This is a genomic window from Prochlorococcus marinus CUG1416 (assembly GCF_017695965.1).
Lineage (GTDB): Bacteria > Cyanobacteriota > Cyanobacteriia > PCC-6307 > Cyanobiaceae > Prochlorococcus_A.
Window position 1 is genome coordinate 531,434 of sequence record NZ_JAAORM010000002.1, and the last position, 21,740, is coordinate 553,173.

Sequence of the window (21,740 nt, forward strand, 5' to 3'; positions counted from 1 at the left end):
TATGAAAAACTCCTCAAAAAGTAATTACTCTGCAAAAAATAGTAAACAATACAAAAAAGATTATGATTCTAATTTTTTCTCTAAAAATTCAAATTCTTCCAAGAAAAATAATAGATTTTCGAAAAATCCTACTAAAAACAAGGGTCTTAACAATTTAGATGAAAGTGATCAGAAGAATAGTAAATCTTCATCTTTAAAAAGAAGTAAGCCAATATATAAATCCAATATAGAAGTTTCTAGCAAAGCTACTAATACTTATCAAGATCCTACAAAGAAAAGAAATTTTGATGACTGGATATGGGGTAAACATTCTGTTTTTGAGGCCCTTATTAGTGAAAGAGCTATTAACAGGATTTGGTGTACATCAGAAATTTTTTCTTCAGAGAAATTCTATATCTTACTCAAGGAACTTAAATCAAAAGGAGTACTTATTGAAGAAGTTTCTTGGAATAGGCTTTCGCAATTAACTTTTGGTGCTTCACATCAAGGTGTCGCGTTGCAGTTGGCATGCTCTAAAACAATATCCCTAGAAAAATTAATTGATCTTTCTAAAAATTACTCTGCAAATCCAATTATCCTGGCCTTAGACGGAATAACTGATCCACATAATGTTGGTGCAATTATAAGATCTGCTGAAGCATTTGATTGCAAGGGTATCATTATTCCTCAAAGAAGATCTGCTGGATTAACTGGAACAGTAGCCAAAGTGGCTGCAGGAGCCTTGGAACACTTACCAGTAAGTAGAGTTGTTAATTTAAATAGGGCGTTAGAGGAATTAAAGAAAAATGGTTTTCTTGTTATTGGATTATCTGGAGATGGTCAATTATCGATCTCTAAGTTTCATGAAAAAACTCCCTTAGTAGTTATTGTTGGTGCAGAGGATAAAGGTATCTCTTTGCTTACTCAAAAAAAATGCGATTTCCTATTAAGTATCCCTCTTAAGGGTAAGACATCAAGTTTAAATGCCTCTGTGGCAGCGGCAATATCACTATTTCATTTGACAAGTAAATAAGTTTATTTATTTATGAAACTCCTTTTAATATGATTTGAAATATTGTTGTTTCAATATATTTATATAATTAATCAAAATTTATTGAATTTCTGCTACAAAATTGTATAGAATTTAACAAGAATTAATGGCTTAATAAGGCCAATAAAATTGATTAGAAATTTTGGAAACAAACTCGGATTAGCTTGGTGGGCTAAGATTGAAACAGATCAGCCTTCAACTACGTACTGGTATGGTCCATTTATTACAAAACGTAGTTTAAAAGAAAATTTATCTTTTTTTATTAAAGATCTTTCTGATGAAGGTTCTACAAATATTAAACATAGTTTAGTTCGTTGCAAAAAAGAAGAACCATTAACTGTTTGATAATCTTAAATTTTAAGAAAAAAGTTTTGAAATGAATTTTGATTCTTTAAGAAAGCAAATTAATAGTAAAAATGCTTCTGTTAAGGAATTAGTAAATGATTTTTTATCAAAAATCGATTCTAATGATCCTAAAATTAATTCATATATTTGTACGACTAAAGATAAGGCAATAGAGCAAGCTGAAAATATAGATAAATTAATTCAGAAGGAAGAAATACTTCCTCCTCTTGCGGGTATGCCAATAGCAATTAAAGACAATATTTGCACTAAGGGTGTTGTAACCACTTGTGCAAGTAAAATGCTTAAAAGCTTTGTAGCACCATACGAATCAACAGCTTCTAGTAAATTATGGTCTTCAGGTGGTATTTGTTTAGGTAAAACAAATTTGGATGAATTTGCAATGGGTAGTTCAACAGAAACCTCTGTCTTTGGGGTTACTTCAAATCCTTGGGATATTAATAGAGTTCCAGGTGGAAGTTCCGGAGGCAGTGCTGCTTCAGTTGCGGCTGGATTATGTGCGGCTGCTATAGGCTCTGATACTGGAGGATCCATAAGACAACCCGCTTCTTTTTGTGGAGTGGTAGGGCTTAAGCCTACTTATGGCAGAGTAAGTAGATGGGGACTGGTAGCTTTTGCTAGTTCTCTTGATCAAATTGGCCCAATAACAAATACTGTTTCAGATGCCGCTGAAATACTTTATTCAATATCTGGTAAAGACCCCCTAGATTCAACATGTCTTGATAAACCAGTGCCAAATTATTTAAGTGATTTAAATAAATCTATAAAGGGTTTAAAAATTGGAATCATAAAAGAATGCTTTGAACATCCGGGCCTTAATCCAGAAGTTAAAGAATCCGTTCTTTCTGGAGTTGAGAAATTTAAAACTTTAGGAGCTGAAATTATTGAAGTTGATTGCCCAAGGTTTAACGATGGTATCGCCACATATTATGTAATTGCTCCATCTGAAGCATCTGCAAATTTAGCTAGATACGATGGAGTTAAATATGGTTATAGGTCGAATGAAGGGTCTAATCTTTTAGATATGACTTCAAAAAGTAGAGCTGAAGGATTTGGAGATGAAGTACAAAGAAGAATTTTGATAGGAACTTATGCTTTGTCAGCTGGATATAGTGATGCATATTACAAGAAAGCACAAAAAATTAGAACTTTGATAAGAAAAGATTTTGATAATGCTTTTAAGAAAGTAGATATCTTATTGACTCCGACTTGTCCAACTACTGCTTTTTTGAAGGGTGATTTTGCCAATGACCCACTTTCTATGTATTTGTCTGATCTCTTAACTGTTCCAGCTAATTTAGCCGGACTACCAGCTATCAGTATTCCATGTGGTTTTGATACCAAAGGATTGCCTATAGGACTTCAACTTATAGGTAATGTATTGGAAGAGAATAAAATATTGAATGCAGCAAATATCTTTGAAATTGATGCTCAGGTAATTCAGGCTAGGCCCTTATTCTAAATTTGTATTAATAATTAATTTGTAATTAAGATCTATAGACCTTTTAGAAATTTTCTCTATCTTATATATATAAATAGATAGAGTATGGGTTTCGTTCCACTTCATAATCATAGTGATTACAGTCTGCTTGATGGAGCAAGTCAAATTTCTAAAATAGTAGAAAGAGCTTCTGATCTGGGAATGGATTCTATTGCTCTGACCGATCATGGAGTTATGTATGGAGTTCTTGATTTGGTCAAGAAGTGTAAAGAGAAAGGTATAAAACCAATTATCGGTAATGAAATGTATGTGATTAATGGTTCTATTGATGACCCTCAACCTAAAAAAGAAAAAAGATATCATTTGGTGGTGTTAGCAAAAAATCATACTGGCTACAAGAATCTCGTAAAGTTAACAACCATTAGTCACTTAAATGGGATGAGAGGTCGAGGTATTTTTTCTAGACCATGTATTGATAAATTTCTTTTAAGTAAATATAGCGATGGTCTTATAGTTTCTACAGCTTGTCTTGGAGGAGAGATACCTCAGGCCATCTTGAAAGGAAGATTAGATGTGGCGGAGGACATAGCTCTTTGGTATAAAAAATTATTTGCAGATGATTTTTATCTAGAAATACAAGATCATGGCTCTATTGAGGATAGAATTGTTAACGTTGAATTATTAAATATTGGGAAGAAGCATCAAATAAAAGTCATCGCTACCAACGATGCTCACTATATATCGAATATGGATGTTGAAGCACATGATGCTTTGCTTTGTGTATTAACTGGAAAACTAATAAGCGATGAGAAAAGATTAAGATATACCGGTACAGAATATATTAAAAGTGAAAGTGAAATGCTTGAACTTTTTAAAGACCATATTGATGATGAATCAATTAAAGAGGCAGTGAACAATACAGTAGAAATTTCAAAAAAAATCGAAGTATTTGATTTGTTTGGTAAATATAGAATGCCAAAATTTCCTCTTAATGAAGACACAGATTCATTTTCCCTACTAACACAATTATCTAATGAAGGTCTTTTAAAAAGATTGAAAAAAAATGATCTTACAGAAGTTGATGAGAATTATAAAAAAAGACTATCTTCGGAATTAAAAATTATAAAAGATATGGGTTTCCCAGATTATTTTTTGGTGGTTTGGGACTATATCAAATTTGCCAGAGATAACTCTATACCAGTAGGACCAGGTAGAGGTTCTGCTGCAGGCTCACTAGTAGCCTATTCTCTTCAAATTACAAACATAGATCCTGTAGAGCATGGATTATTGTTTGAGAGATTTTTAAATCCTGCAAGAAAGTCTATGCCAGATATTGATACTGACTTTTGTATTGACAGGAGAAATGAGGTTATTGATTATGTTACCAATCGATATGGAGAGGATAAAGTTGCGCAAATAATTACTTTCAATAAAATGACCTCTAAGGCGGTTTTAAAAGATGTTGCGAGGGTTCTAGATATTCCTTATGGAGAAGCCGATAAATTGGCTAAGTTAATACCGGTTGTAAGAGGAAAACCTTATAAACTTAATGAAATGATTGATAAAAATTCTCCTAGCAAAGAGTTTAGAGATAAATATATTAATGATAATAGAGTAAAAAAATGGATTGATTTGGCTTTGAGAATTGAAGGAACTAATAAAACATATGGAGTTCATGCTGCAGGAGTTGTTATTGCATCAGATCCTCTCGACGAACTTGTACCTCTTCAAAGAAATAATGAGGGTCAAATAATAACCCAATATTCTATGGATGATATTGAATCACTTGGATTGTTGAAAATGGATTTCTTGGGTCTTAAGAATCTAACAATGATTGAAAAGACAGTTTCTCTTATTAATCAATCCACTGGGAAGAAAGTAAATATTGATAATTTACCCCAAAATGATTGTAAAACCTTTGAGCTTATTGGTAGAGGAGATCTTGAAGGTATATTTCAACTTGAATCTTCTGGTATGAAACAGGTTGTAAAGGACTTTAAGCCTAATTCTCTTGAGGACATTTCATCTATCCTAGCTCTTTATAGACCTGGCCCTCTTGATGCCGGTCTTATACCTAAATTCATAAATCGAAAAAATGGGAACGAAAAGGTTGATTTCCCTCATCCTTTTATTAAGTCAATTCTTACCGAAACCTATGGAATTATGGTTTACCAGGAACAAATTATGAAAATTGCTCAAGACTTAGCTGGTTATTCTCTGGGTGATGCTGATTTGCTTCGAAGAGCAATGGGAAAAAAGAAAGTATCAGAAATGGTAAAACATAGGAATATTTTTGTAGAAGGATCTATGAATAAGGGTGTAAATGAAAAATTAGCTAATGATCTTTTTGACCAAATGGTTTTATTTGCAGAATATTGTTTCAACAAGAGCCACTCAACTGCTTATGGTGCAGTAACTTATCAAACTGCATTTTTAAAAGCCCATTTTCCTGTTGCATATATGGCAGCCCTTTTAAGTGTAAATTCTGGCTCCACCGAAAAGATGCAAAGATATATTTCTAATTGTTATTCGATGGGAATAGAAGTTATTTCACCAAGCATTAATTTCTCTGGAATTGATTTCACTATTAAGAATAATCAGATTTTATTTGGTCTTTCTGCAATTAAAAATTTAGGAGATTCTGCCATAAGAAATATAATTGAAAATCGTAATAATTTTGGAAGTTTTAATTCATTATCAGATTTGTGCGATCGATTACCCTCTAATGTTCTTAACAAAAGAAGCATTGAATCTCTAATTCATTGTGGGGCATTAGATGAGTTCTCAACTAATAATAATAGAGCTCAATTGTTGTCAGATCTTGAACATGTCATTGAATGGGCTTCTTCACGATATCGCGATAGAATGTCAGGTCAAAGAAATCTATTTGATTCTAATGAAGGATTTTCAAATGTAGCATTTTCAGATTCACAATTAGCCAAGGTTGATGATTATTCACTTATTGAGAAGTTAAAGTTAGAAAAGCAGCTTTTAGGCTTTTACTTATCTGATCATCCGCTAAAACATCTAACTAAGCCAGCAAAACTTGTATCTCCAATTAGTATTTCGCAGTTAGAAGAAACTAAAGATAGAACCAAAGTCTCCTTAGTTGGGATGATCCCTGAGTTGAAGCAAATTACTACGAGAAAAGGAGATAGGATGGCTATAGTTCAGCTTGAAGATCTTTCTGGAAATTGCGAAGCGATAGTTTTCCCTAAAACCTATGTTAGATTATCAGAATTTCTTTTAACTGATACCAGATTATTGGTTTGGGGAACTATAGATAAAAAAAGTGATAAAACTCAATTAATAATTGATGATTGTAGAGAAATAGATAACCTAAAATTGCTTATTATTAATCTTGAAAGTTCTCAAGCATCAGATGTAAGAGTTCAAAATACTTTAAGAGACTGTTTAATTAAATTTAAGCCAGATAAAGGCAAATGTGGAAACAAAATTCCAGTTTTAGCTGCAGTAAAAAATAGAAATAGTGTTACTTACGTTAAATTTGGCGAACAATTTTGTATTGGAGATATCCAAGGAGCATGCAAACTACTAGAAGATAAATCATTTCAAGTTAATCTGAAATCTTTAGTTTCCTAGATTAACCATTCTCCTCAAAATTTTGAGTCGCAGGTTTGAAGGCCGCTTTTGCTCTTTGTATATTCATAGGAATATTTTCAATACCGAAAAAAGATCCTGGCTCCTTATCCCAACTAGCTGATAATATTCCAAAACTCAATCCTGCAAGACCTAATAAGAAGAACAATGCTGAGATTGCAATTGTTGCAGAAGGAGGTATTTCAGCAATATTTCTTGTAACGATAATGTAGCTCAGAATAAAAACTGACATACCCATTATCGTCGGTATTCCTGCGGTAAAAAATATTCTTCTCGCCATTCTATCCGCTATATATTTAGGTATTCCACTTGATGATTTCTTTTGGGTATTTACTAGAATAGGTTTTTTTTCTAGATTAGCAAAAGCAGTTTCATCAGATAATGTTTTTTTCTTTTTATTAAGTACCTTTTTTTTTGATTGTTTTTTATTCATTAATAGAAATCAACCTCTGATTCCAATTTTCTTTACTAAATCTTGATATCTTTGGACATTTTTATCTTTTATGTAAGCTAGTAATCTTTTCCTTTTCCCAATCATTTTTAATAATCCTTGCCTTGAAGAAAAATCATGAATGTTTCCTTGAAGATGTTCACTTAATTTAGAAATTCTTTTAGAGAGCATTGCAACTTGCACTTCCACTGAGCCTGTGTCAGTTGCGTGAACTTGATGGGTTCCAATAAGCTTCTGTTTTTCAGCTGTATCTAATGACATAAAATTTATTTTCCTTAAAACTATATTACTATGTTATCTGACTATATTACTACTATTATTGTCTAAATAATTCATAGCTAATTTCAATAAATTTTCAAATGATATATTTTTTTCGTTTTTTGTAAGGAGATCAGTTTCTTTAATAATAATTGGCAAAATAGTCTTAATTTCTTGATTTTTATAATTTAATGATTGAAGGGTTAACTGAAGGTCATCCACCATTTTATTAATTTCAGGATTCTTAATCGCGATTTGATCATTGCCTTTATTTTCGGCAATTGGTATTTCATTTTTAAATTTACTTTTTAATTCTAAAATAAACCTGTCACTCATTTTTTGTCCTATTCCAGGTACGGAACAAATTAATTTCTTGTTTTGCGTTTTTATTGCATTGATAACTTCATTAATGGAAAATTTATTTAATATCCCCATACCAATTTGAGATCCAACACCTCTAATACTTAAAATTTCAATAAAGAAATTTTTTTGATCCTTTGATGTAAAGCCAAAAAATAAATCAGAATCTTCTTTCTTAATATGTTTTATCCAAAGAGTGATGTTTTTATTAGATATCTTTTTTGTTTTTAATTTAAGAAATAAAGTTTCTAGTATTTGAATCTCGTACCCTAATCCTTGACAATTTATTAAAACAAAAAATTTTTGATTAGTTTGCCATAATTCAACTAATTCTCCATTTATCCAACTAATCAATTAACCACCATCCACCTGACATCCAATTAGCGCTCCTGCCGTTCCGCCAGCAGGTACGGCCCAAAATCTGTCTTTCCCTCTAGAGGAGGAAAGTGCTATTCCAGCACCAAGAATACCTCCAATAACAGAACCTTCACTACAGTCATTATCATCTATTTTTTCAGCTTGACTTTGACCTCCACAAGGTATTACAACATCCACTTCGTAACTTTTTACGTAGCCTGGGTTTGATTTCGTTCCAGGAATATACTCCTCTCTATATTCGGTTCTTGTGCAAGTTACTGACTTTGGAGTTGTTGCATTAACTTGAACAATAGGGGAAAAACAAAACAATAAAGCTAGATAGAAAAATTTCACCATTTTTTTTATTCTTTTTAATATTCTATGTCCTTTTGATTATTTTGGTAGTAGATATAATAGTTCCTAATAAAACTAGTGAAGCTCCTAATAAAAAATTTATGTTTATTATTTCATTAAAAAACAAAACCCCCCAAATTGACCCGAATAATACTTGTAAATAGTTAATTATTGAAGCTTCAGAAGCAGGTAAATTTTTTAATCCTATAGTTAAGAATGTTTGACCTAATTGAGTAAATAAGCCAATGCCAATTATCCAAACTAATTCATTCCAATTTGGGGTAACCCAGTTGATTAATACAATTGGCAATAATGTTATAAAAGAAACAAGTGGAAAATATTCAATAATTACATAAACATCTTCAGTAAATGAAAGTTTCTTAACTGTAACGTAAGCCAAAGCAGTGCAAATTGCTCCAATAAAGGCTATCGAAATCGAAAAATTTTTAATTTCAACGTTTATATTTGATAACTGAGTTTGATTTAACATTACTAATATTCCAATCCATCCAATAATTAAACCAAAAACTAAATTCCGAGTTATTTTTTCGTTTATAAATATGCCAGCAAATATAGATATAAAAATAGGATATGTGTACTGTATGACAGTAGATATACTAAGAGGCATATTTCTTATCGCATAAAAAATACAAACTAAAGCTAAAGTTCCTAAAACACCTCTTAAGATAAGTAATGGTCTATTGTTGCCCCATGGATTTATATTTTTTAGATTAATTATGAATAATGTAATCATTAAACTTAACAGTGATCTGAAGAAAACTAATTCATAAATAGGTATCCTTTTATCAATATTCTTTACACACAAAGTCATTAAACTAAAGAAGAATGAGGCAAATACCAAATTAAACTTATTCAATGAATTAATTTTTCTTTCTAATTCTGCGATATTTATCATTTGATAAATAGTTTTATTGTGAAATTAAGTAGATTCTTATTTGATTTTGAACTATAACAAATAAATCATTATTTATTCTTTTATAAAAAATCTCAATGGTTCATTCTATACACCCAAGAACTATTCAAGAGATTAAAGAAAAGGCAGATATTGTTGACGTTATATCAGAGCATATTGTTCTTAAGAAGAAAGGTAAGGAATTTGTTGGAATTTGTCCTTTTCATGATGATACTAAGCCATCTATGACAGTATCACCTAGTAAACAATTCTATTATTGTTTTTCTTGTGGTGCTGGTGGTAACTCGATTAAATTTTTAATGGAATTTACTCGTGCAAACTTTTCTGATGTTGTACTTTCTCTCGCAAAAAAAAATAATATTAATGTTGAAAATCTTGAGGGTCCTCAAGTAGAAGCATATAAGAAACAATTATCCAGAAAGGAAGAACTCTATAAAATATTAAGAGTCACTAAAAATTGGTTTAAGTCTCAATTAAATAATTCTCTTGGTGCTGAAGCAATGAAATATTTAATATCAAAGAGAAACTTGAATAACAAAACTATTGATAACTTTGAATTAGGTTTCGCTCCAAATTCATGGAACGATTTATTTAATTATCTATCCAAGGTAGAAAAATTTCCTATTAATCTAATATTAGCTTCAGGTCTTTCAATTTCTAAAGATAATTCTGACAAGATTTATGATCGTTTTAGAAATAGGTTAATTGTTCCAATACATGATATGCAGGGAAGAGTAGTTGCCTTTGGGGGTAGATCTCTTGATGGTCAGGAACCCAAATATCTTAATTCTCCTGAATCAGAGATATTTGAAAAGGGAAAGATGTTGTTTGCATTCGAAAAAGCTTCTAGCAATATTAGGAAAAGAGATAAAGCCATTATTGTTGAAGGCTACTTTGATGTGATTTCTCTTCATTCAAAGGGTATTACTAATTCTGTGGCTTCTCTTGGGACTGCATTAAATAAGTATCAAATTTCTCAACTATGTAGATGTACAGATAATAAAAATATAATTTTGAATTTTGATTCTGATAATGCAGGGATATTAGCCACAAAAAGAGTAATTAAAGAAGTGGAGAGTCTATCTCTTCATGATCAAATAAATCTTAAGATACTTCAACTAAGTGATTTTAAAGATCCTGACGAATATTTGAATAGTCATACGCCTGAAGATTATTTTAATTTGATTGATAATTCATCCTTTTGGATTGATTGGGAGATTGATCAGATCTTTAAAGATAAAGATTTAACTAAAGCTGAAATTTTTCAGAGCGTTATTTCTTTATTGGTAAAATTGTTGAGTAAATTACCTCAATCATCAACCAGAACTCATTACTTACAAAAAGTTGCCGAACAATTAAGTAAGGGACAAGCTAGGTTAGCAATACAGTTTGAACAAGATTTAAGAAATCAAGTTAAGGGGTTTCGTTGGCATGGTAGATCAAAGAAATTTGAACAACCAAATGAAATTTCTCGTCGAGAGAAAAATGAATCGGAAATAATCTTTTATTATTTACATTGTCCAGATCTTAGGCTATTTATTCGAGATGAATTTCTCAAAAGAGAAATTAATGGTTTTAACACTAATTATATTCAAAATTTATGGGAATCTATTTCAAAAATTGAACAAAATAATTTGGGTTTAAATTATTTAAATGATTTAAAACAATCAAATAGTCAAATTCTTCAAAAAGAGTTTTCTGCTATTAACTTAATTTCACTTCTGCCTGACTACTTAGATCATAATAATCTTGAATCATCAAATAAAATTAATATTTTTATTAATCCAAATGAGTTTTTTTTAACATTACTGAGTAACCCTAAAGACAATTTACTTGGAACTTTATCACTTCTTGAGAAATATAATTCTCTAAAAAGATGTAGGCACTTAATCGAATCTTGGGGATCTCAAAGATTAAAAACTTTAGAAAATTGTATATCTATATTAATTGATAATTCTTCTTCAGGTTCCTCAAATACTAATAATGAGATAGACGATCTTTTTAAAGATTTAAATTCAGATGCGATTAAATTTCAGGAATTATATTATTTAGAAAGAGAACATATTAATTTTTTAGATAAACAACGCTGTGGTAATTTCATTGCTAGTTAATACGTTTACTTTTAATTTATAGGCAGTATTTTTTAATCAAGTTTTTTACCTTTTTGGGTTTGTCTTCAAGAACATATGCTTCAACTTCTTTTGCATAAGTTCCAGAAAAATTAGAAATAGAGAACTCTAACGCATTCCTCTTAGTTGGATGTAATTTACTTTCTAGTTTTTCTATATCTCCTACTGTTTTATTGTTATTACATTTTTGTATTGCATGCGTTGCTTCATGTCTTAATGCTTTTCTTATCGCTCGTTCTGTTTTAAAGCTATCTTGTTTTGGTTGTTTCTTTATAGTTTTATAATTTGTTTTCCTTTTTGCATTTTCAGTACATATTATTATCTTATTTTCTTCAAAATTGTGTAGTCCTTTAATCTTTTTGTTTAATAGACACTCAACTTTATTTTCTTCAACTATGTAATTTGCTTTTGTCAATAATTCAAGAATCTCTTTATCTAATTTGCTTAAAAATATAATAAATTCCATTTTATTTTTTTATTTTACTATAGTTGGGATCTTATTGATATCGGTTGTAGATGAGGGACTTAAGAAATTTTTACTCATCGACCAACTTTGTGGCTTTTTTGTAATCGCCCATGTAATTGCATCGTGATTGAATCTTTTATTTAAGAAATCAATCGTTTTCATAAGGTTTGTTGATTTTTCTAGATCTTTCTGAGATTTGCAATTGATAACTGATTGCTGTAAATATTCGCTATTAGTTAAATCCTGCATTAAAACTCCAGCTTTTGAGAATTTATATTCGGGATTATAAATTTCTTTAGATAATGCGACTACTATTTTTAAAATACTATTTGTGTCGTCTGTTGGATTCGTAAGTTTTCTATGAGCACTTCTTTGGTAATTTTGAGTTGAATATTTACTGGTTCTGGCAAATACTCTAATATTAGATGATTGCAAATTTTGACTTCTCATTTTTTCAGATGCTTTTATTGCATGAGTAGCCAGTGCTTGAGTTAAGTCTTCTAATTTTGTGACAGGTGTACTGAAACTCCTGCTTACCTGAAGTTCTTTTTTGGATTTCTTGTTTTTTTCTATAGGCAGACATTTATGACCTTTAAGTTCTAATTGCAGTCTTTTTCCTACGATGCCTAGTTTCTTAATGATTTCATTTTCTTCCATATCTCTTAATTCTCTTGCATTTTTAATACCTTTACTTTGTAACCAATTAGAGGTTTGTTTCCCGACTCCCCAGATCTTATCTATACTAATTATTTTCAAATAATTATTCTCATTTCTGGCTCTAGCTAAATCAAATATTCCAGCTGAATAATCAATATTTTTAGCTAATTTATTAGCAATTTTTGCTCTTACTTTATTTTCTCCTATTCCTACGGTTATGGTAATCCCTAGATTCTGATATATTAATGCTCTTATGCTTCTTGCCCAAGGATATAGATTTTTATCATTAGGTCTAGAAATTGAGACAAATGCTTCATCAATAGAATAAATCTCTATCTGTTCACAGCAGTCTTTTAGTAAATTCATTAGTCTTCTACTCATATCGCCATAAAGAGAGTAATTTGAGCTTAAAACTGCTACACCTAATTTATTTAATCTTTCTTTTACCTTAAAATAAGGAGCTCCCATTTTAATTTTTAAAGCACGCGCTTCAGGACTTCTCGCAATGATACATCCGTCATTATTAGATAGAATTACTACTGGTTTATTCCTTAAATGAGGATTAATAGTTTGTTCACATGACGCGTAGAAATTATTAGCATCTATAAGAACTATCGCATTAATACTTGGAATCTTCATAAATAGCTATGTATTGAATAAATGACAACGCCCCATATCTGTACATCAAGATGGTTTTTAAATCTGAAATCGGGATAATTATGATTTTCTGCTTTTAAATATAATTCATTATTTTTTATAGATAATCTTTTTATTGTAAATTCCCCGTCTATCATTGCAATGATAATATTCCCTGGCTTGGCTGTTAAACTCTTGTCTACTATTATTAAATCTTTATCTTTAATTCCAGCATTTATCATTGAGTCGCCTTTAACTCTAAGAAAAAAAGTGCTAAACGGATTAGATATTAAATGTTCATTCAAATCAATATTTTCTTCTGTATGGTCATCTGCAGGAGAAGGAAATCCTGCTGATACCGAATCAGTTAATAAGGGGATCTGAAACTTTTTAGTAGTTGAATCAAAGGAATCCAAGACTTAAATTAATAGTATATATGTACTATATAACAAAATTCAAAAATTAGTTAGTTATTAAGCTTTTATAAATTAATTTTAGATTAAATCTAATTTTTTTAAGAGCGATGGTAAGGGGAGTTGTTAGATATAGAAATAGCTCTATAGATTTGCTCGATTAGGATTAATCTAGCTAATTCATGAGGAAAAGTTAAAGGAGACAGACTTAGTATAAGATCTGATTTTTCTTTTATATCTGAACTAATTCCATCAGTATCACCGATTAAGAAATTAATTTTTTTATTTTTAAAATTTAAGAGTAAAGAACATAGCTCAACTGAATTAAACTGTTTGCCTTCTTCACTTAGGCAGATAATAATATGGTTATTTGATCTTAGATTATTTATATTAAAAGTCTTTAACTCATTAATGATAAGTTCAGGCATTCTTTTTTTGTATTGATTAATTCCATCTCTAATCCAAATTTTCTTTATTTTGCCGATAGCATAAATTGTTAATCTATTACTCTGAAGCATAGGTAAATATTAAATTTAATTATTCCTCAAGAAGATAATTAAATTCATCATACAGTTTCTCTTCATTTGTTAATTTCTTAGAATAATTAGCTTTTCTAGAATTCATATTGATTTGATTAAGCTCGCTTTTTCTTAGTGAATGATTAACATTAGAAGTCTTGTCTAGAGATTCTGAATTGTCAATTAACGAATAAAAAATTTTATTGGGATCTTCTGATTTAAGTTGCATTTTGGTTGAATTATCGTTGTCATATATTTTTGAATAATTACTTACATTACTAGTATTGTTATTGAAATTTTTATTTTTTTTATATTTATTGAGTTTATCTAAATTTTTTTTTGATAAGCTCATGATATAAAGTATTAAATAAATTCATATTTAATTTAAACATATTATTTATCTTTTAGATGAATTCTAAAAACTATCATCAAAAAAAAAGATTTGGACAACATTGGTTGGTAAATAAAAAAATATTAGAAAAAATTAAGGAGGTTGCTGATCTAAATGAAAATGACTTTATTTTAGAAATCGGGCCAGGAAGAGGAGCTTTAACCTCTAAGTTATTAGATTCAGAAATCAGAAAATTGCATGCAATTGAATTAGATAAAGATTTAATTAATTTATTGAATATTAAATTCAATAATAATGTTAAGTTTTCACTTCAGCAGGGAGATATTCTTTCTGTGAATTTAGATTCGATTAATAATAAGATTACAAAAGTGGTTGCAAATATCCCCTACAATATAACTGGCCCAATATTGGATATATTTGTAGGGAGATTGGGTGTTATTAGAAACTATAATTACGCAAAGATAATTTTTTTAATGCAGAAAGATGTTGTAGATAGGATTTTGTCACAGGAAGGAAGTTCAAATGCTGGTGCGCTTAGTATAAGAATGCAACTTTTATCAAAAATAAAAAAAATTTGCGATGTAGAGCCTTCATCATTTAGTCCACCTCCTAAAGTTTTTTCATCTTTAGTCGTTTTTGAACCGTTAAAAAAAGATTTACGTTTAGATATTAGTGTAGAAAAATATATAGATAAACTTCTTCGTATTTCATTTAATTCAAGAAGAAAAATGCTTAGAAATACTCTTAATTCAATACTTTCAAATGAAGAAATAAATGAATTATCTGAATCTTCAAAAATTTGTTTTAATTTAAGACCACAAGATATTTCAATTAACCAATGGATTAAGCTTGCAGAAAATTGTATTAAAATTAAAAAATAAAATTTCATGATATGCAAGATCTATCTAAAGGAAAAATTATTTTAAAATCTCCTGCAAAAATAAATTTGCACTTAGAAGTTATTGGAAAAAGAGATGATGGATACCATGAATTAGCAATGATTATGCAGAATATTGATCTTTCTGATTATTTGGAATTGGAAATTAATAATGAAGGTTTAATTAAACTTGAATCTGATTGTAATAATTTAAGCGTGTCTAGTGATAACTTAATCGTTAAATCTGCCAATCTATTAAAGAAAATATCGAATATAGATTTCGGTGCAAATATATTTTTAAGAAAAAATATTCCAATAGGTGCAGGATTAGCTGGTGGATCAAGTAATGCAGCAGCAACATTAATTGGTCTTAATAAACTATGGAACTTAGAACTAGATCAAAATACATTAGTTTCATTGGCATCAAGTTTAGGATCAGATATTCCTTTTTTTATTAATGGTGGTATCCAATTATGTTTTGGAAGAGGCGAAATTTTGGAGAAATTAGATCCAAACTTTGAATATGGGGTACTTCTTTTAAAAAATCCAAGTGTATCAGTATCTACTGCTGAAACTTATAAAAAATATAGTAATAGATTTTGTGATGAATATCTTACGAGTAGAGAAATGATTCAGAAGACAAGAAAAAATCTAAGGGATAATGGTTTAACTGGATTAAATTTCGATAATCAACTAATTTCTATAAAAAATGATTTGCAGTTAGTTGTTGAAAATGAGAATGATTCTGTAAAGCAGGCATTATATTTACTTTCTAAATTAAAAAATTCTCTTACATTCTCAATGAGTGGATCAGGACCTACTTGCTTTGCCCTCTTTAAAGATTTTGAGACTGCTGAAAAAGAATTAAATGCAAATTATAAATTATTTAAAGATAAAGGTTATGATTCATGGGTTTGTAAGTTACTTGAAAAGGGAATAACATTCATTTAAATTTTTACTATGAACAAAAATAATATTGTGTCACAAAATAGTATAAATAAAAATAGTGAGAATATTAAAAATAATATTCCCGAAAAAGGCCCTTTAAATTTTATAGTTGGATCATTAACAAGTTTTTTATTATTTATATTTTTTTATTTCTTAAGTAATAAAATTGCAATTTATTTTTCAATACATAAACCATCTAATTCTTCTGAAATAGTCCAAAGTATTTCATCTAGTATTAATACTTTAATAATTGGATTATCTTTTTTGCTAACTTTTTCTTTCGCTTTTATAGGATTTGGACTTTTCATTGTATTTATTCGCAGTTTTTTTCTGAAGAAAAGTTGAATAACAAATATTATAAAAAAAACGCTTTATTTGAATGTCTTTACATGATCTAGGCCTCTTAATTCTTTTGCTATCACCAGGAATGATTTTGTCAATATTACTACTTATAACCTTTGCAGAAGGAGGATAAATTAACCAGAATGGTAAGATTTATATATCTGATTAATTAGGTAATTAATTGTGGCTGGAACATTATTGTTTAATGCTTTGAAAGAGGCAATTGATGAAGAAATGGCAAATGATGTTAATGTTTGCGTTATGGGTGAAGATGTTGGTCAATATGGAGGTTCATATAAGGTAACTAAGGATTTATATGAAAAATATGGTGAGTTAAGAGTATTAGATACTCCAATTGCAGAAAATAGTTTTACAGGTATGGCTGTGGGTGCAGCCATGACTGGGTTAAGACCAATAGTAGAAGGAATGAATATGGGTTTTTTGCTTTTGGCGTTTAATCAGATATCGAATAATATGGGTATGCTTAGATATACAAGTGGTGGAAATTATAAGATACCCGCAGTAGTTCGAGGTCCTGGAGGAGTTGGCCGTCAACTTGGTGCTGAACATAGTCAAAGACTTGAAGCATATTTTCATGCAGTTCCTGGTATAAAAATTGTGGCATGCAGTACTCCCACAAATGCTAAAGGTCTAATGAAAGCAGCGATAAGAGATGATAATCCGGTTCTGTTTTTTGAACATGTACTTTTATACAACTTGACTGAAGAATTACCAGAGGGCGATTATACCTGTGCACTAGACCAAGCTGATGTCGTAAAAGAGGGAAAGGATCTTACTTTATTAACTTATTCAAGAATGAGACATCACTGTCTTAAAGCTGTTGAAGAATTAGATAAAAAAGGAATAGATGTTGAGTTGATTGATTTGATAAGTTTAAAACCATTTGATATGGAAACCATTGCCAAATCAATAAGAAAAACAAATAAAGTAATTATTGTTGAAGAATGTATGAAGACTGGAGGTATTGGTGCAGAATTGATTGCCTTAATAACAGAAGAGTGTTTTGATGATCTTGATGCCAGACCAATTAGGTTATCAAGTCAGGATATACCAACTCCATACAATGGAAATCTTGAGAATTTGACAATAATACAGCCACATCAAATAGTTGAAAAAGTTGAACATTTAATAACTGGGAGTATATAGTCAATGAAGAGAAGGCAAGGGTGGCTTTTTTTTATAATATTTCTACTTACTTTATCAATTTATTTATTAATAAATTACCCCCTACAGTTGGGACTGGATTTACGAGGGGGTTCTCAACTTACACTTCAAATTATAAAAGAGGAAGGTAAGGTAACTAAGGATGAACTTGAAGCGGTTAATTCGGTTATAGATAGACGCGTTAACAATTTAGGTGTATCCGAGTCTAACTTACAAACCCTTGGTGGAGATCAATTGATTTTAGAATTACCCGGAGAACAGAATCCCTTAGTTGCTTCAAGAGTTTTAGGTAAGACTGCTTTATTAGAATTTAGAACTCAAAAATTAGGTACATCCTCAAATTTAAAAGAATTGCAATTTCAGAGATTGAATATTAAAAATTTAATTGAAGAATATTCCTCTATAGGAAAAAATCAATATTCAGATGAGTTCTTAAACACTATGCAGGAGAGTCTTAAGGAGATTGAAAAAAAATTAAATTACTCTGCTAATAATAAAGAGTTATATGCGAAATTAATTGAAATTAAAAAGTATATTGATAAAGAAATTACAAATTTATTTATTAAAACTGATTTATCTGGTAAGGATCTTATTAACGCAGGAAGGAGACAAGAACAAACAAATAGTAATTGGGAAGTTTTATTAACCTTTAATAATTCAGGAGGTGAAAAGTTTGCCGCAATTACAAAGTCAATTGCTGGCACTAATCAACTATTGGCTATAATTCTTGATGGGGAATCTATAAGTGAAGCTAGTGTTGGTAGTCAGTTTGCAAATACTGGGATTACAGGTGGATTGGCAACTATAAGCGGTAATTTTAGTGCTGAAAATGCTAGAGAATTAGAAGTGCAACTTAAAGGAGGTTCTTTGCCCTTGCCAATTGAAATAGTCGAAACTAACACGATAGGAGCTCTGCTTGGATCCAAGAATATTTTAAAAAGTCTTTATGCAGCTATTAGTGGATTAATTTTTGTTGGTATTTTTATGATTTTCAATTATAGAATTTTAGGTTTTGTTTCAGTTCTCTCTCTAGGACTTTATGGTTTCTTTAACTTGGCCCTGTATTCTTTAATTCCTGTGACTTTAACTTTACCTGGAATATCTGGACTTATACTTAGTATCGGTATGGCAGTTGATGCAAATATTCTAATATTTGAGAGGATTAGAGAAGAATTATATGATGGCAATACACTTACAAGATCTATTGATAGTGGTTTTCAAAGAGCTAATTCATCCATAGTTGATGGTCACATTACAACTCTTTTAAGTTGTTTTGTATTGTTTTTATTGGGAACAAATTTTGTTAAAGGTTTTGCTGCAACATTAGGAATTGGAGTCTTAATAAGCTTATTTACCTCATTAAATTGCTCCAAAACTATTTTGAGATTTTTGACAACATATCAATCTTTAAGGCAAAAAAATCTTTACGTACCCAAAAACAATTTATCTAATTAAATTTTTATTTCTAATCTTTCCATGAAATTATTTAATCTTGAACTAATAAAAAATAAAAGAAAGATAATTGGGTTTTCAACTTTTCTAATTATGATGAGTCTTTTAGGAATTTTATATTCTACTTTTAATACTTCTTATAAGAAACCTATAAATCTTGGGATGGATTTCGTTGGGGGAAATGAATTAAGAATAGAGAGAGTTTGTGACGAGGAATGTTCTGATATTTCTCCTGATTCAGTTCTAGATGATTTAAGAGAGATCTCTAAAAATAAAAACTTTTTAAATAATATTAAATTACAATTCCAAAATAATAATAAATTAATTTCAATAAGAACTCCTTATTTGAGTATTGAAGAATCAAATAATCTTATTACTAATCTTGAGAACATTATTGGTCCTCTAAATTATCAGAGTAAAGATTCAAGATTAATAGGTCCAAAGCTTGGGAAAAGATTACTTACTAACTGTGTTGCCTCTTTGTTAGCTTCTTTATTTGCAATATCTTTATATATAACTATAAGATTTGATAGGAAATATGCATTATTTGCATTATTAGCTTTATTCCATGATTTATTAATTGTTTTCGGTCTTTTTTCTTGGTTAGGAATCATTTTATCTATAGAGGTAAATAGTTTATTTGCAGTCTCTTTGTTAACTATTGCGGGTTATTCAGTAAATGATACTGTTGTTATTTTTGACAGGATCCGTGAGAATTTACGATCGAGCAACTTAGGCTACAACGAAACTATTCAATCATCAGTTAATGAATCATTTAGAAGAACAACTTTTACTAGTATTACAACCCTAATTCCATTAATAACTCTAATTTTCTTTGGTTCTTATTCATTATTTTGGTTTTCTGTTTCTCTATCATTAGGAATAATTATTGGTAGTTATTCAAGTATTTTATTAGCGCCATCTTTTTTGCTGAAAGATTAAGTTTAAGTTTCTAACTTTATGAGATTGAATTACTATTTAATACTTTTACTTTCTTTAGTTTTAATTGATCTTTCTACTGAACTAAGAATATTATTTGATCATTTTACTTTTAATTCCTTACAATTTGCTTTTGCTAAGCATCCCTTAGCTTTCTTTATACTTTTTTCCTATCCATATTTATATAAAAAGTTAAATAAGTAAATTCTTATATATCTTTAATTGATTCTTTGATAAGAACTTGAATTACTACAGCTAGAGGAAGAGATAAGATTAATCCTAATGGACCAAAAATGAATGTAAATCCAAATTGTGAGATTAGTGTTAAACCAGGTAGTAAATTTGCTTTTTTCTTCATTATTGATGGCATTATTATGTAGCTTTCAATATTTTGAATGATTACATAAGCTCCTAATACTACCAGCGGTTTCCAAAAATTATCTAGTAGTGCAATTGAAATTGGAAATATACCACTAATAACTGGACCTATATTTGGAATTATATTTAAAACCATTGCTATTAAAGCATTAGAGACAACATATTTGACATCTAATATCGATAAAACTATTAATGACAAAAGGCCTACTGATAATGAGCTTATGACCATAGAAAAGGTCCAGTTTGCTAGTGCAGTATTGCATTTTGCCAGAATATTTCTAGATTTATTACGATAACTTTTAGGAATTAATAGAAGTATATTTTCTATATATTGTTTTGGTTCAATAGATATCATCAAACTGACTACTAAAACGAAAATTAATTTTAAAAATCCTGAGCCAAGATTCCCAGCTATATTTATTAAGTTCTTAAAACTTTCTTGAATAGCTTTAGCAATAGTTGCAGCATCTGGAATAGTAACTACATTATTTATAAGATTAAATATGTCTATAACATTTTCTGATTCTTCACCATAAAATAAGCTATTTAATTTGTTAATATTTGTATTTAGTAGAAAATTTATTTTAGATAAACCATTTGGAATATCAACTAGTATTTCATTAAATTCTTTTATAAATGGAGGTAAGACAAGAATAAAAATAGTAAAAACTATTACCGATATAACTGTTAAGACAAAAAACAATGATAGTGACCGGGGGATCTTTAAACCATTTTGAATTTGATTACATAAATTACATACAATATTTGAAATTACTAAAGAGCAAATTATTAATAGTATGAAATCTCTTAAAATCCATATTATTAAAGATGTTATTAAAATTACTGCTAACTTGAAATATGCTGAACTATTCAATTTAGAAAAATATTCTACTTCTTCTCAGAATATCCTAATCCATTTGATTTGGCATAACTATTTGCAAATCTCATAAACCTATCAAAGTCTGAACTGTTCTTCCAAATATAAACTGCTTCTAAAAATATAGGCTCTCCATCTACAAACTTTACTTTAACTTCCCTCGTTAATAACTCACCTTCATTATCAATCATACGCATTCCCGTGATTTCACCGTCTGCAATTGATGATAATGCCTGAGGTTTCTCAAAGGAAAATAATGCTTGACCTGTAGTGCCGTCTTTACTCCTAGTTAGTCTTATTTCTGGAACTACTGGTTCATCAGTTCCTTGATAAAATTGTATTTTTGCCTTTTTATTTACTGTCATAATATTCGTATAATAATTTTTTATTTTAGGAAAAAAT

Annotated in this window: 23 protein-coding genes; 11 read left to right on the forward strand and 12 right to left on the reverse strand. The window is 29.5% G+C overall.

The features are described 5' to 3' along the window. Position 1 precedes the first annotated feature (1 nt). From rlmB to HA146_RS04360, 4 genes are all read left to right on the forward strand, one after another. Positions 2 to 1,012 carry a 23S rRNA (guanosine(2251)-2'-O)-methyltransferase RlmB gene (gene rlmB / locus HA146_RS04345; RefSeq protein ID WP_209108328.1) on the forward strand — a complete coding sequence of 337 codons (1,011 nt, stop codon included), beginning with the start codon at positions 2 to 4 and terminating at the stop codon, positions 1,010 to 1,012. Positions 1,013 to 1,159: 147 nt separating this feature from the next. Further along, positions 1,160 to 1,375, forward strand: coding sequence for a DUF1816 domain-containing protein (locus tag HA146_RS04350; protein ID WP_209108329.1), 216 nt, complete (start codon positions 1,160 to 1,162; stop codon positions 1,373 to 1,375). A gap of 31 nt (positions 1,376 to 1,406) precedes the next feature. Beyond that, the gene (gene gatA, locus HA146_RS04355) at positions 1,407 to 2,855 is read left to right on the forward strand and encodes an Asp-tRNA(Asn)/Glu-tRNA(Gln) amidotransferase subunit GatA (protein WP_209108330.1); all 1,449 of its coding nucleotides are present in this window, start codon (positions 1,407 to 1,409) and stop codon (positions 2,853 to 2,855) included. An 84-nt stretch (positions 2,856 to 2,939) separates the two neighbouring features. Next, positions 2,940 to 6,437, forward strand: a complete 3,498-nt coding sequence (locus tag HA146_RS04360; RefSeq protein ID WP_209108331.1) for a DNA polymerase III subunit alpha — start codon at positions 2,940 to 2,942, stop codon at positions 6,435 to 6,437. 1 nt (position 6,438) lies between these two features. Here HA146_RS04360 and HA146_RS04365 read toward each other — a convergent pair whose 3' ends face one another. Genes HA146_RS04365 through HA146_RS04385 form a run of 5 tightly spaced genes read right to left on the reverse strand, consistent with a single transcriptional unit; the run spans position 6,439 to position 9,151 of the window. Continuing rightward, positions 6,439 to 6,888, reverse strand: a complete 450-nt coding sequence (locus HA146_RS04365) for a PAM68 family protein (protein ID WP_209108332.1) — start codon at positions 6,886 to 6,888, stop codon at positions 6,439 to 6,441. 9 nt (positions 6,889 to 6,897) lie between these two features. Next, positions 6,898 to 7,167, reverse strand: coding sequence for a 30S ribosomal protein S15 (rpsO, locus tag HA146_RS04370; protein WP_209108333.1), 270 nt, complete (start codon positions 7,165 to 7,167; stop codon positions 6,898 to 6,900). A 33-nt stretch (positions 7,168 to 7,200) separates the two neighbouring features. Beyond that, complete coding sequence (ruvA, locus tag HA146_RS04375; RefSeq protein WP_209108334.1) at positions 7,201 to 7,878, reverse strand: Holliday junction branch migration protein RuvA; 678 nt, start codon at positions 7,876 to 7,878, stop codon at positions 7,201 to 7,203. Further along, positions 7,879 to 8,238 carry a glycine zipper 2TM domain-containing protein gene (locus HA146_RS04380; RefSeq protein WP_209108335.1) on the reverse strand — a complete coding sequence of 120 codons (360 nt, stop codon included), beginning with the start codon at positions 8,236 to 8,238 and terminating at the stop codon, positions 7,879 to 7,881. A gap of 22 nt (positions 8,239 to 8,260) precedes the next feature. Then, on the reverse strand, positions 8,261 to 9,151 hold the full coding sequence (locus HA146_RS04385) for a DMT family transporter (RefSeq protein WP_209108336.1): 891 nt from the start codon (positions 9,149 to 9,151) through the stop codon (positions 8,261 to 8,263). Positions 9,152 to 9,246: 95 nt separating this feature from the next. On the opposite strand from HA146_RS04385, the gene dnaG reads away from it, so the two are divergent. Beyond that, a complete protein-coding gene (gene dnaG, locus HA146_RS04390; protein ID WP_209108337.1) occupies positions 9,247 to 11,280 on the forward strand; it encodes a DNA primase in 2,034 nt (677 codons plus the stop codon). A gap of 16 nt (positions 11,281 to 11,296) precedes the next feature. On the opposite strand, the gene HA146_RS04395 is transcribed toward dnaG, so the two are convergent. The 5 genes from HA146_RS04395 to HA146_RS04415 form a co-directional block, all read right to left on the reverse strand. Beyond that, positions 11,297 to 11,764 carry a serine hydroxymethyltransferase gene (locus HA146_RS04395; protein WP_209108338.1) on the reverse strand — a complete coding sequence of 156 codons (468 nt, stop codon included), beginning with the start codon at positions 11,762 to 11,764 and terminating at the stop codon, positions 11,297 to 11,299. 9 nt (positions 11,765 to 11,773) lie between these two features. Further along, entirely contained in the window at positions 11,774 to 13,060 is a 1,287-nt protein-coding gene (locus HA146_RS04400; protein WP_209108339.1) for a Y-family DNA polymerase, read from the reverse strand. Further along, on the reverse strand, positions 13,057 to 13,473 hold the full coding sequence (locus HA146_RS04405) for a LexA family protein (protein WP_209108340.1): 417 nt from the start codon (positions 13,471 to 13,473) through the stop codon (positions 13,057 to 13,059). Before HA146_RS04405 ends, HA146_RS04400 begins: the two co-directional genes overlap by 4 nt. Positions 13,474 to 13,571: 98 nt before the next feature. Continuing rightward, positions 13,572 to 13,988 carry a 23S rRNA (pseudouridine(1915)-N(3))-methyltransferase RlmH gene (locus HA146_RS04410; protein WP_209108341.1) on the reverse strand — a complete coding sequence of 139 codons (417 nt, stop codon included), beginning with the start codon at positions 13,986 to 13,988 and terminating at the stop codon, positions 13,572 to 13,574. A 19-nt stretch (positions 13,989 to 14,007) separates the two neighbouring features. Next, entirely contained in the window at positions 14,008 to 14,340 is a 333-nt protein-coding gene (locus tag HA146_RS04415; protein ID WP_209108342.1) for a hypothetical protein, read from the reverse strand. A gap of 56 nt (positions 14,341 to 14,396) precedes the next feature. On the opposite strand from HA146_RS04415, the gene rsmA reads away from it, so the two are divergent. From rsmA to secF, 6 genes are all read left to right on the forward strand, one after another. After that, complete coding sequence (rsmA, locus tag HA146_RS04420) at positions 14,397 to 15,221, forward strand: 16S rRNA (adenine(1518)-N(6)/adenine(1519)-N(6))-dimethyltransferase RsmA (RefSeq protein WP_209108343.1); 825 nt, start codon at positions 14,397 to 14,399, stop codon at positions 15,219 to 15,221. 11 nt (positions 15,222 to 15,232) lie between these two features. Continuing rightward, positions 15,233 to 16,168, forward strand: coding sequence for a 4-(cytidine 5'-diphospho)-2-C-methyl-D-erythritol kinase (ispE, locus tag HA146_RS04425; RefSeq protein ID WP_209108344.1), 936 nt, complete (start codon positions 15,233 to 15,235; stop codon positions 16,166 to 16,168). A gap of 9 nt (positions 16,169 to 16,177) precedes the next feature. Beyond that, positions 16,178 to 16,510 carry a DUF3082 domain-containing protein gene (locus HA146_RS04430; protein WP_209108345.1) on the forward strand — a complete coding sequence of 111 codons (333 nt, stop codon included), beginning with the start codon at positions 16,178 to 16,180 and terminating at the stop codon, positions 16,508 to 16,510. A 180-nt stretch (positions 16,511 to 16,690) separates the two neighbouring features. Continuing rightward, positions 16,691 to 17,674, forward strand: coding sequence for a pyruvate dehydrogenase complex E1 component subunit beta (locus tag HA146_RS04435; RefSeq protein ID WP_209108346.1), 984 nt, complete (start codon positions 16,691 to 16,693; stop codon positions 17,672 to 17,674). A 3-nt stretch (positions 17,675 to 17,677) separates the two neighbouring features. Beyond that, entirely contained in the window at positions 17,678 to 19,147 is a 1,470-nt protein-coding gene (secD, locus tag HA146_RS04440; RefSeq protein WP_209108347.1) for a protein translocase subunit SecD, read from the forward strand. Between the two features lie 21 nt (positions 19,148 to 19,168). Then, on the forward strand, positions 19,169 to 20,086 hold the full coding sequence (gene secF / locus HA146_RS04445; protein ID WP_209108348.1) for a protein translocase subunit SecF: 918 nt from the start codon (positions 19,169 to 19,171) through the stop codon (positions 20,084 to 20,086). Positions 20,087 to 20,291: 205 nt separating this feature from the next. Here secF and HA146_RS04450 read toward each other — a convergent pair whose 3' ends face one another. Both HA146_RS04450 and psb28 read right to left on the reverse strand, forming a co-directional pair. Next, a complete protein-coding gene (locus tag HA146_RS04450) occupies positions 20,292 to 21,335 on the reverse strand; it encodes an AI-2E family transporter (RefSeq protein ID WP_209108349.1) in 1,044 nt (347 codons plus the stop codon). Between the two features lie 14 nt (positions 21,336 to 21,349). After that, positions 21,350 to 21,703 (reverse strand): photosystem II reaction center protein Psb28, encoded by a 354-nt coding sequence (gene psb28 / locus HA146_RS04455; protein ID WP_209108350.1) that lies wholly within the window; start codon positions 21,701 to 21,703, stop codon positions 21,350 to 21,352. Positions 21,704 to 21,740: the final 37 nt, after the last annotated feature.

Coding starts and splice junctions, on each gene's coding strand:
- rsmA (WP_209108343.1), top strand. CDS start 14,397: ATGAATTCTAAAAACTATCATCAAAAAAAAAGATTTGGACAACATTGG.
- HA146_RS04365 (WP_209108332.1), bottom strand. CDS start 6,888: ATGAATAAAAAACAATCAAAAAAAAAGGTACTTAATAAAAAGAAAAAA.
- gatA (WP_209108330.1), top strand. CDS start 1,407: ATGAATTTTGATTCTTTAAGAAAGCAAATTAATAGTAAAAATGCTTCT.
- HA146_RS04385 (WP_209108336.1), bottom strand. CDS start 9,151: ATGATAAATATCGCAGAATTAGAAAGAAAAATTAATTCATTGAATAAG.
- secF (WP_209108348.1), top strand. CDS start 19,169: ATGAAATTATTTAATCTTGAACTAATAAAAAATAAAAGAAAGATAATT.
- HA146_RS04380 (WP_209108335.1), bottom strand. CDS start 8,238: ATGGTGAAATTTTTCTATCTAGCTTTATTGTTTTGTTTTTCCCCTATT.
- HA146_RS04430 (WP_209108345.1), top strand. CDS start 16,178: ATGAACAAAAATAATATTGTGTCACAAAATAGTATAAATAAAAATAGT.
- HA146_RS04400 (WP_209108339.1), bottom strand. CDS start 13,060: ATGAAGATTCCAAGTATTAATGCGATAGTTCTTATAGATGCTAATAAT.
- HA146_RS04415 (WP_209108342.1), bottom strand. CDS start 14,340: ATGAGCTTATCAAAAAAAAATTTAGATAAACTCAATAAATATAAAAAA.
- HA146_RS04360 (WP_209108331.1), top strand. CDS start 2,940: ATGGGTTTCGTTCCACTTCATAATCATAGTGATTACAGTCTGCTTGAT.
- HA146_RS04395 (WP_209108338.1), bottom strand. CDS start 11,764: ATGGAATTTATTATATTTTTAAGCAAATTAGATAAAGAGATTCTTGAA.
- secD (WP_209108347.1), top strand. CDS start 17,678: ATGAAGAGAAGGCAAGGGTGGCTTTTTTTTATAATATTTCTACTTACT.
- rpsO (WP_209108333.1), bottom strand. CDS start 7,167: ATGTCATTAGATACAGCTGAAAAACAGAAGCTTATTGGAACCCATCAA.
- HA146_RS04410 (WP_209108341.1), bottom strand. CDS start 13,988: ATGCTTCAGAGTAATAGATTAACAATTTATGCTATCGGCAAAATAAAG.
- psb28 (WP_209108350.1), bottom strand. CDS start 21,703: ATGACAGTAAATAAAAAGGCAAAAATACAATTTTATCAAGGAACTGAT.
- dnaG (WP_209108337.1), top strand. CDS start 9,247: ATGGTTCATTCTATACACCCAAGAACTATTCAAGAGATTAAAGAAAAG.
- ispE (WP_209108344.1), top strand. CDS start 15,233: ATGCAAGATCTATCTAAAGGAAAAATTATTTTAAAATCTCCTGCAAAA.
- rlmB (WP_209108328.1), top strand. CDS start 2: ATGAAAAACTCCTCAAAAAGTAATTACTCTGCAAAAAATAGTAAACAA.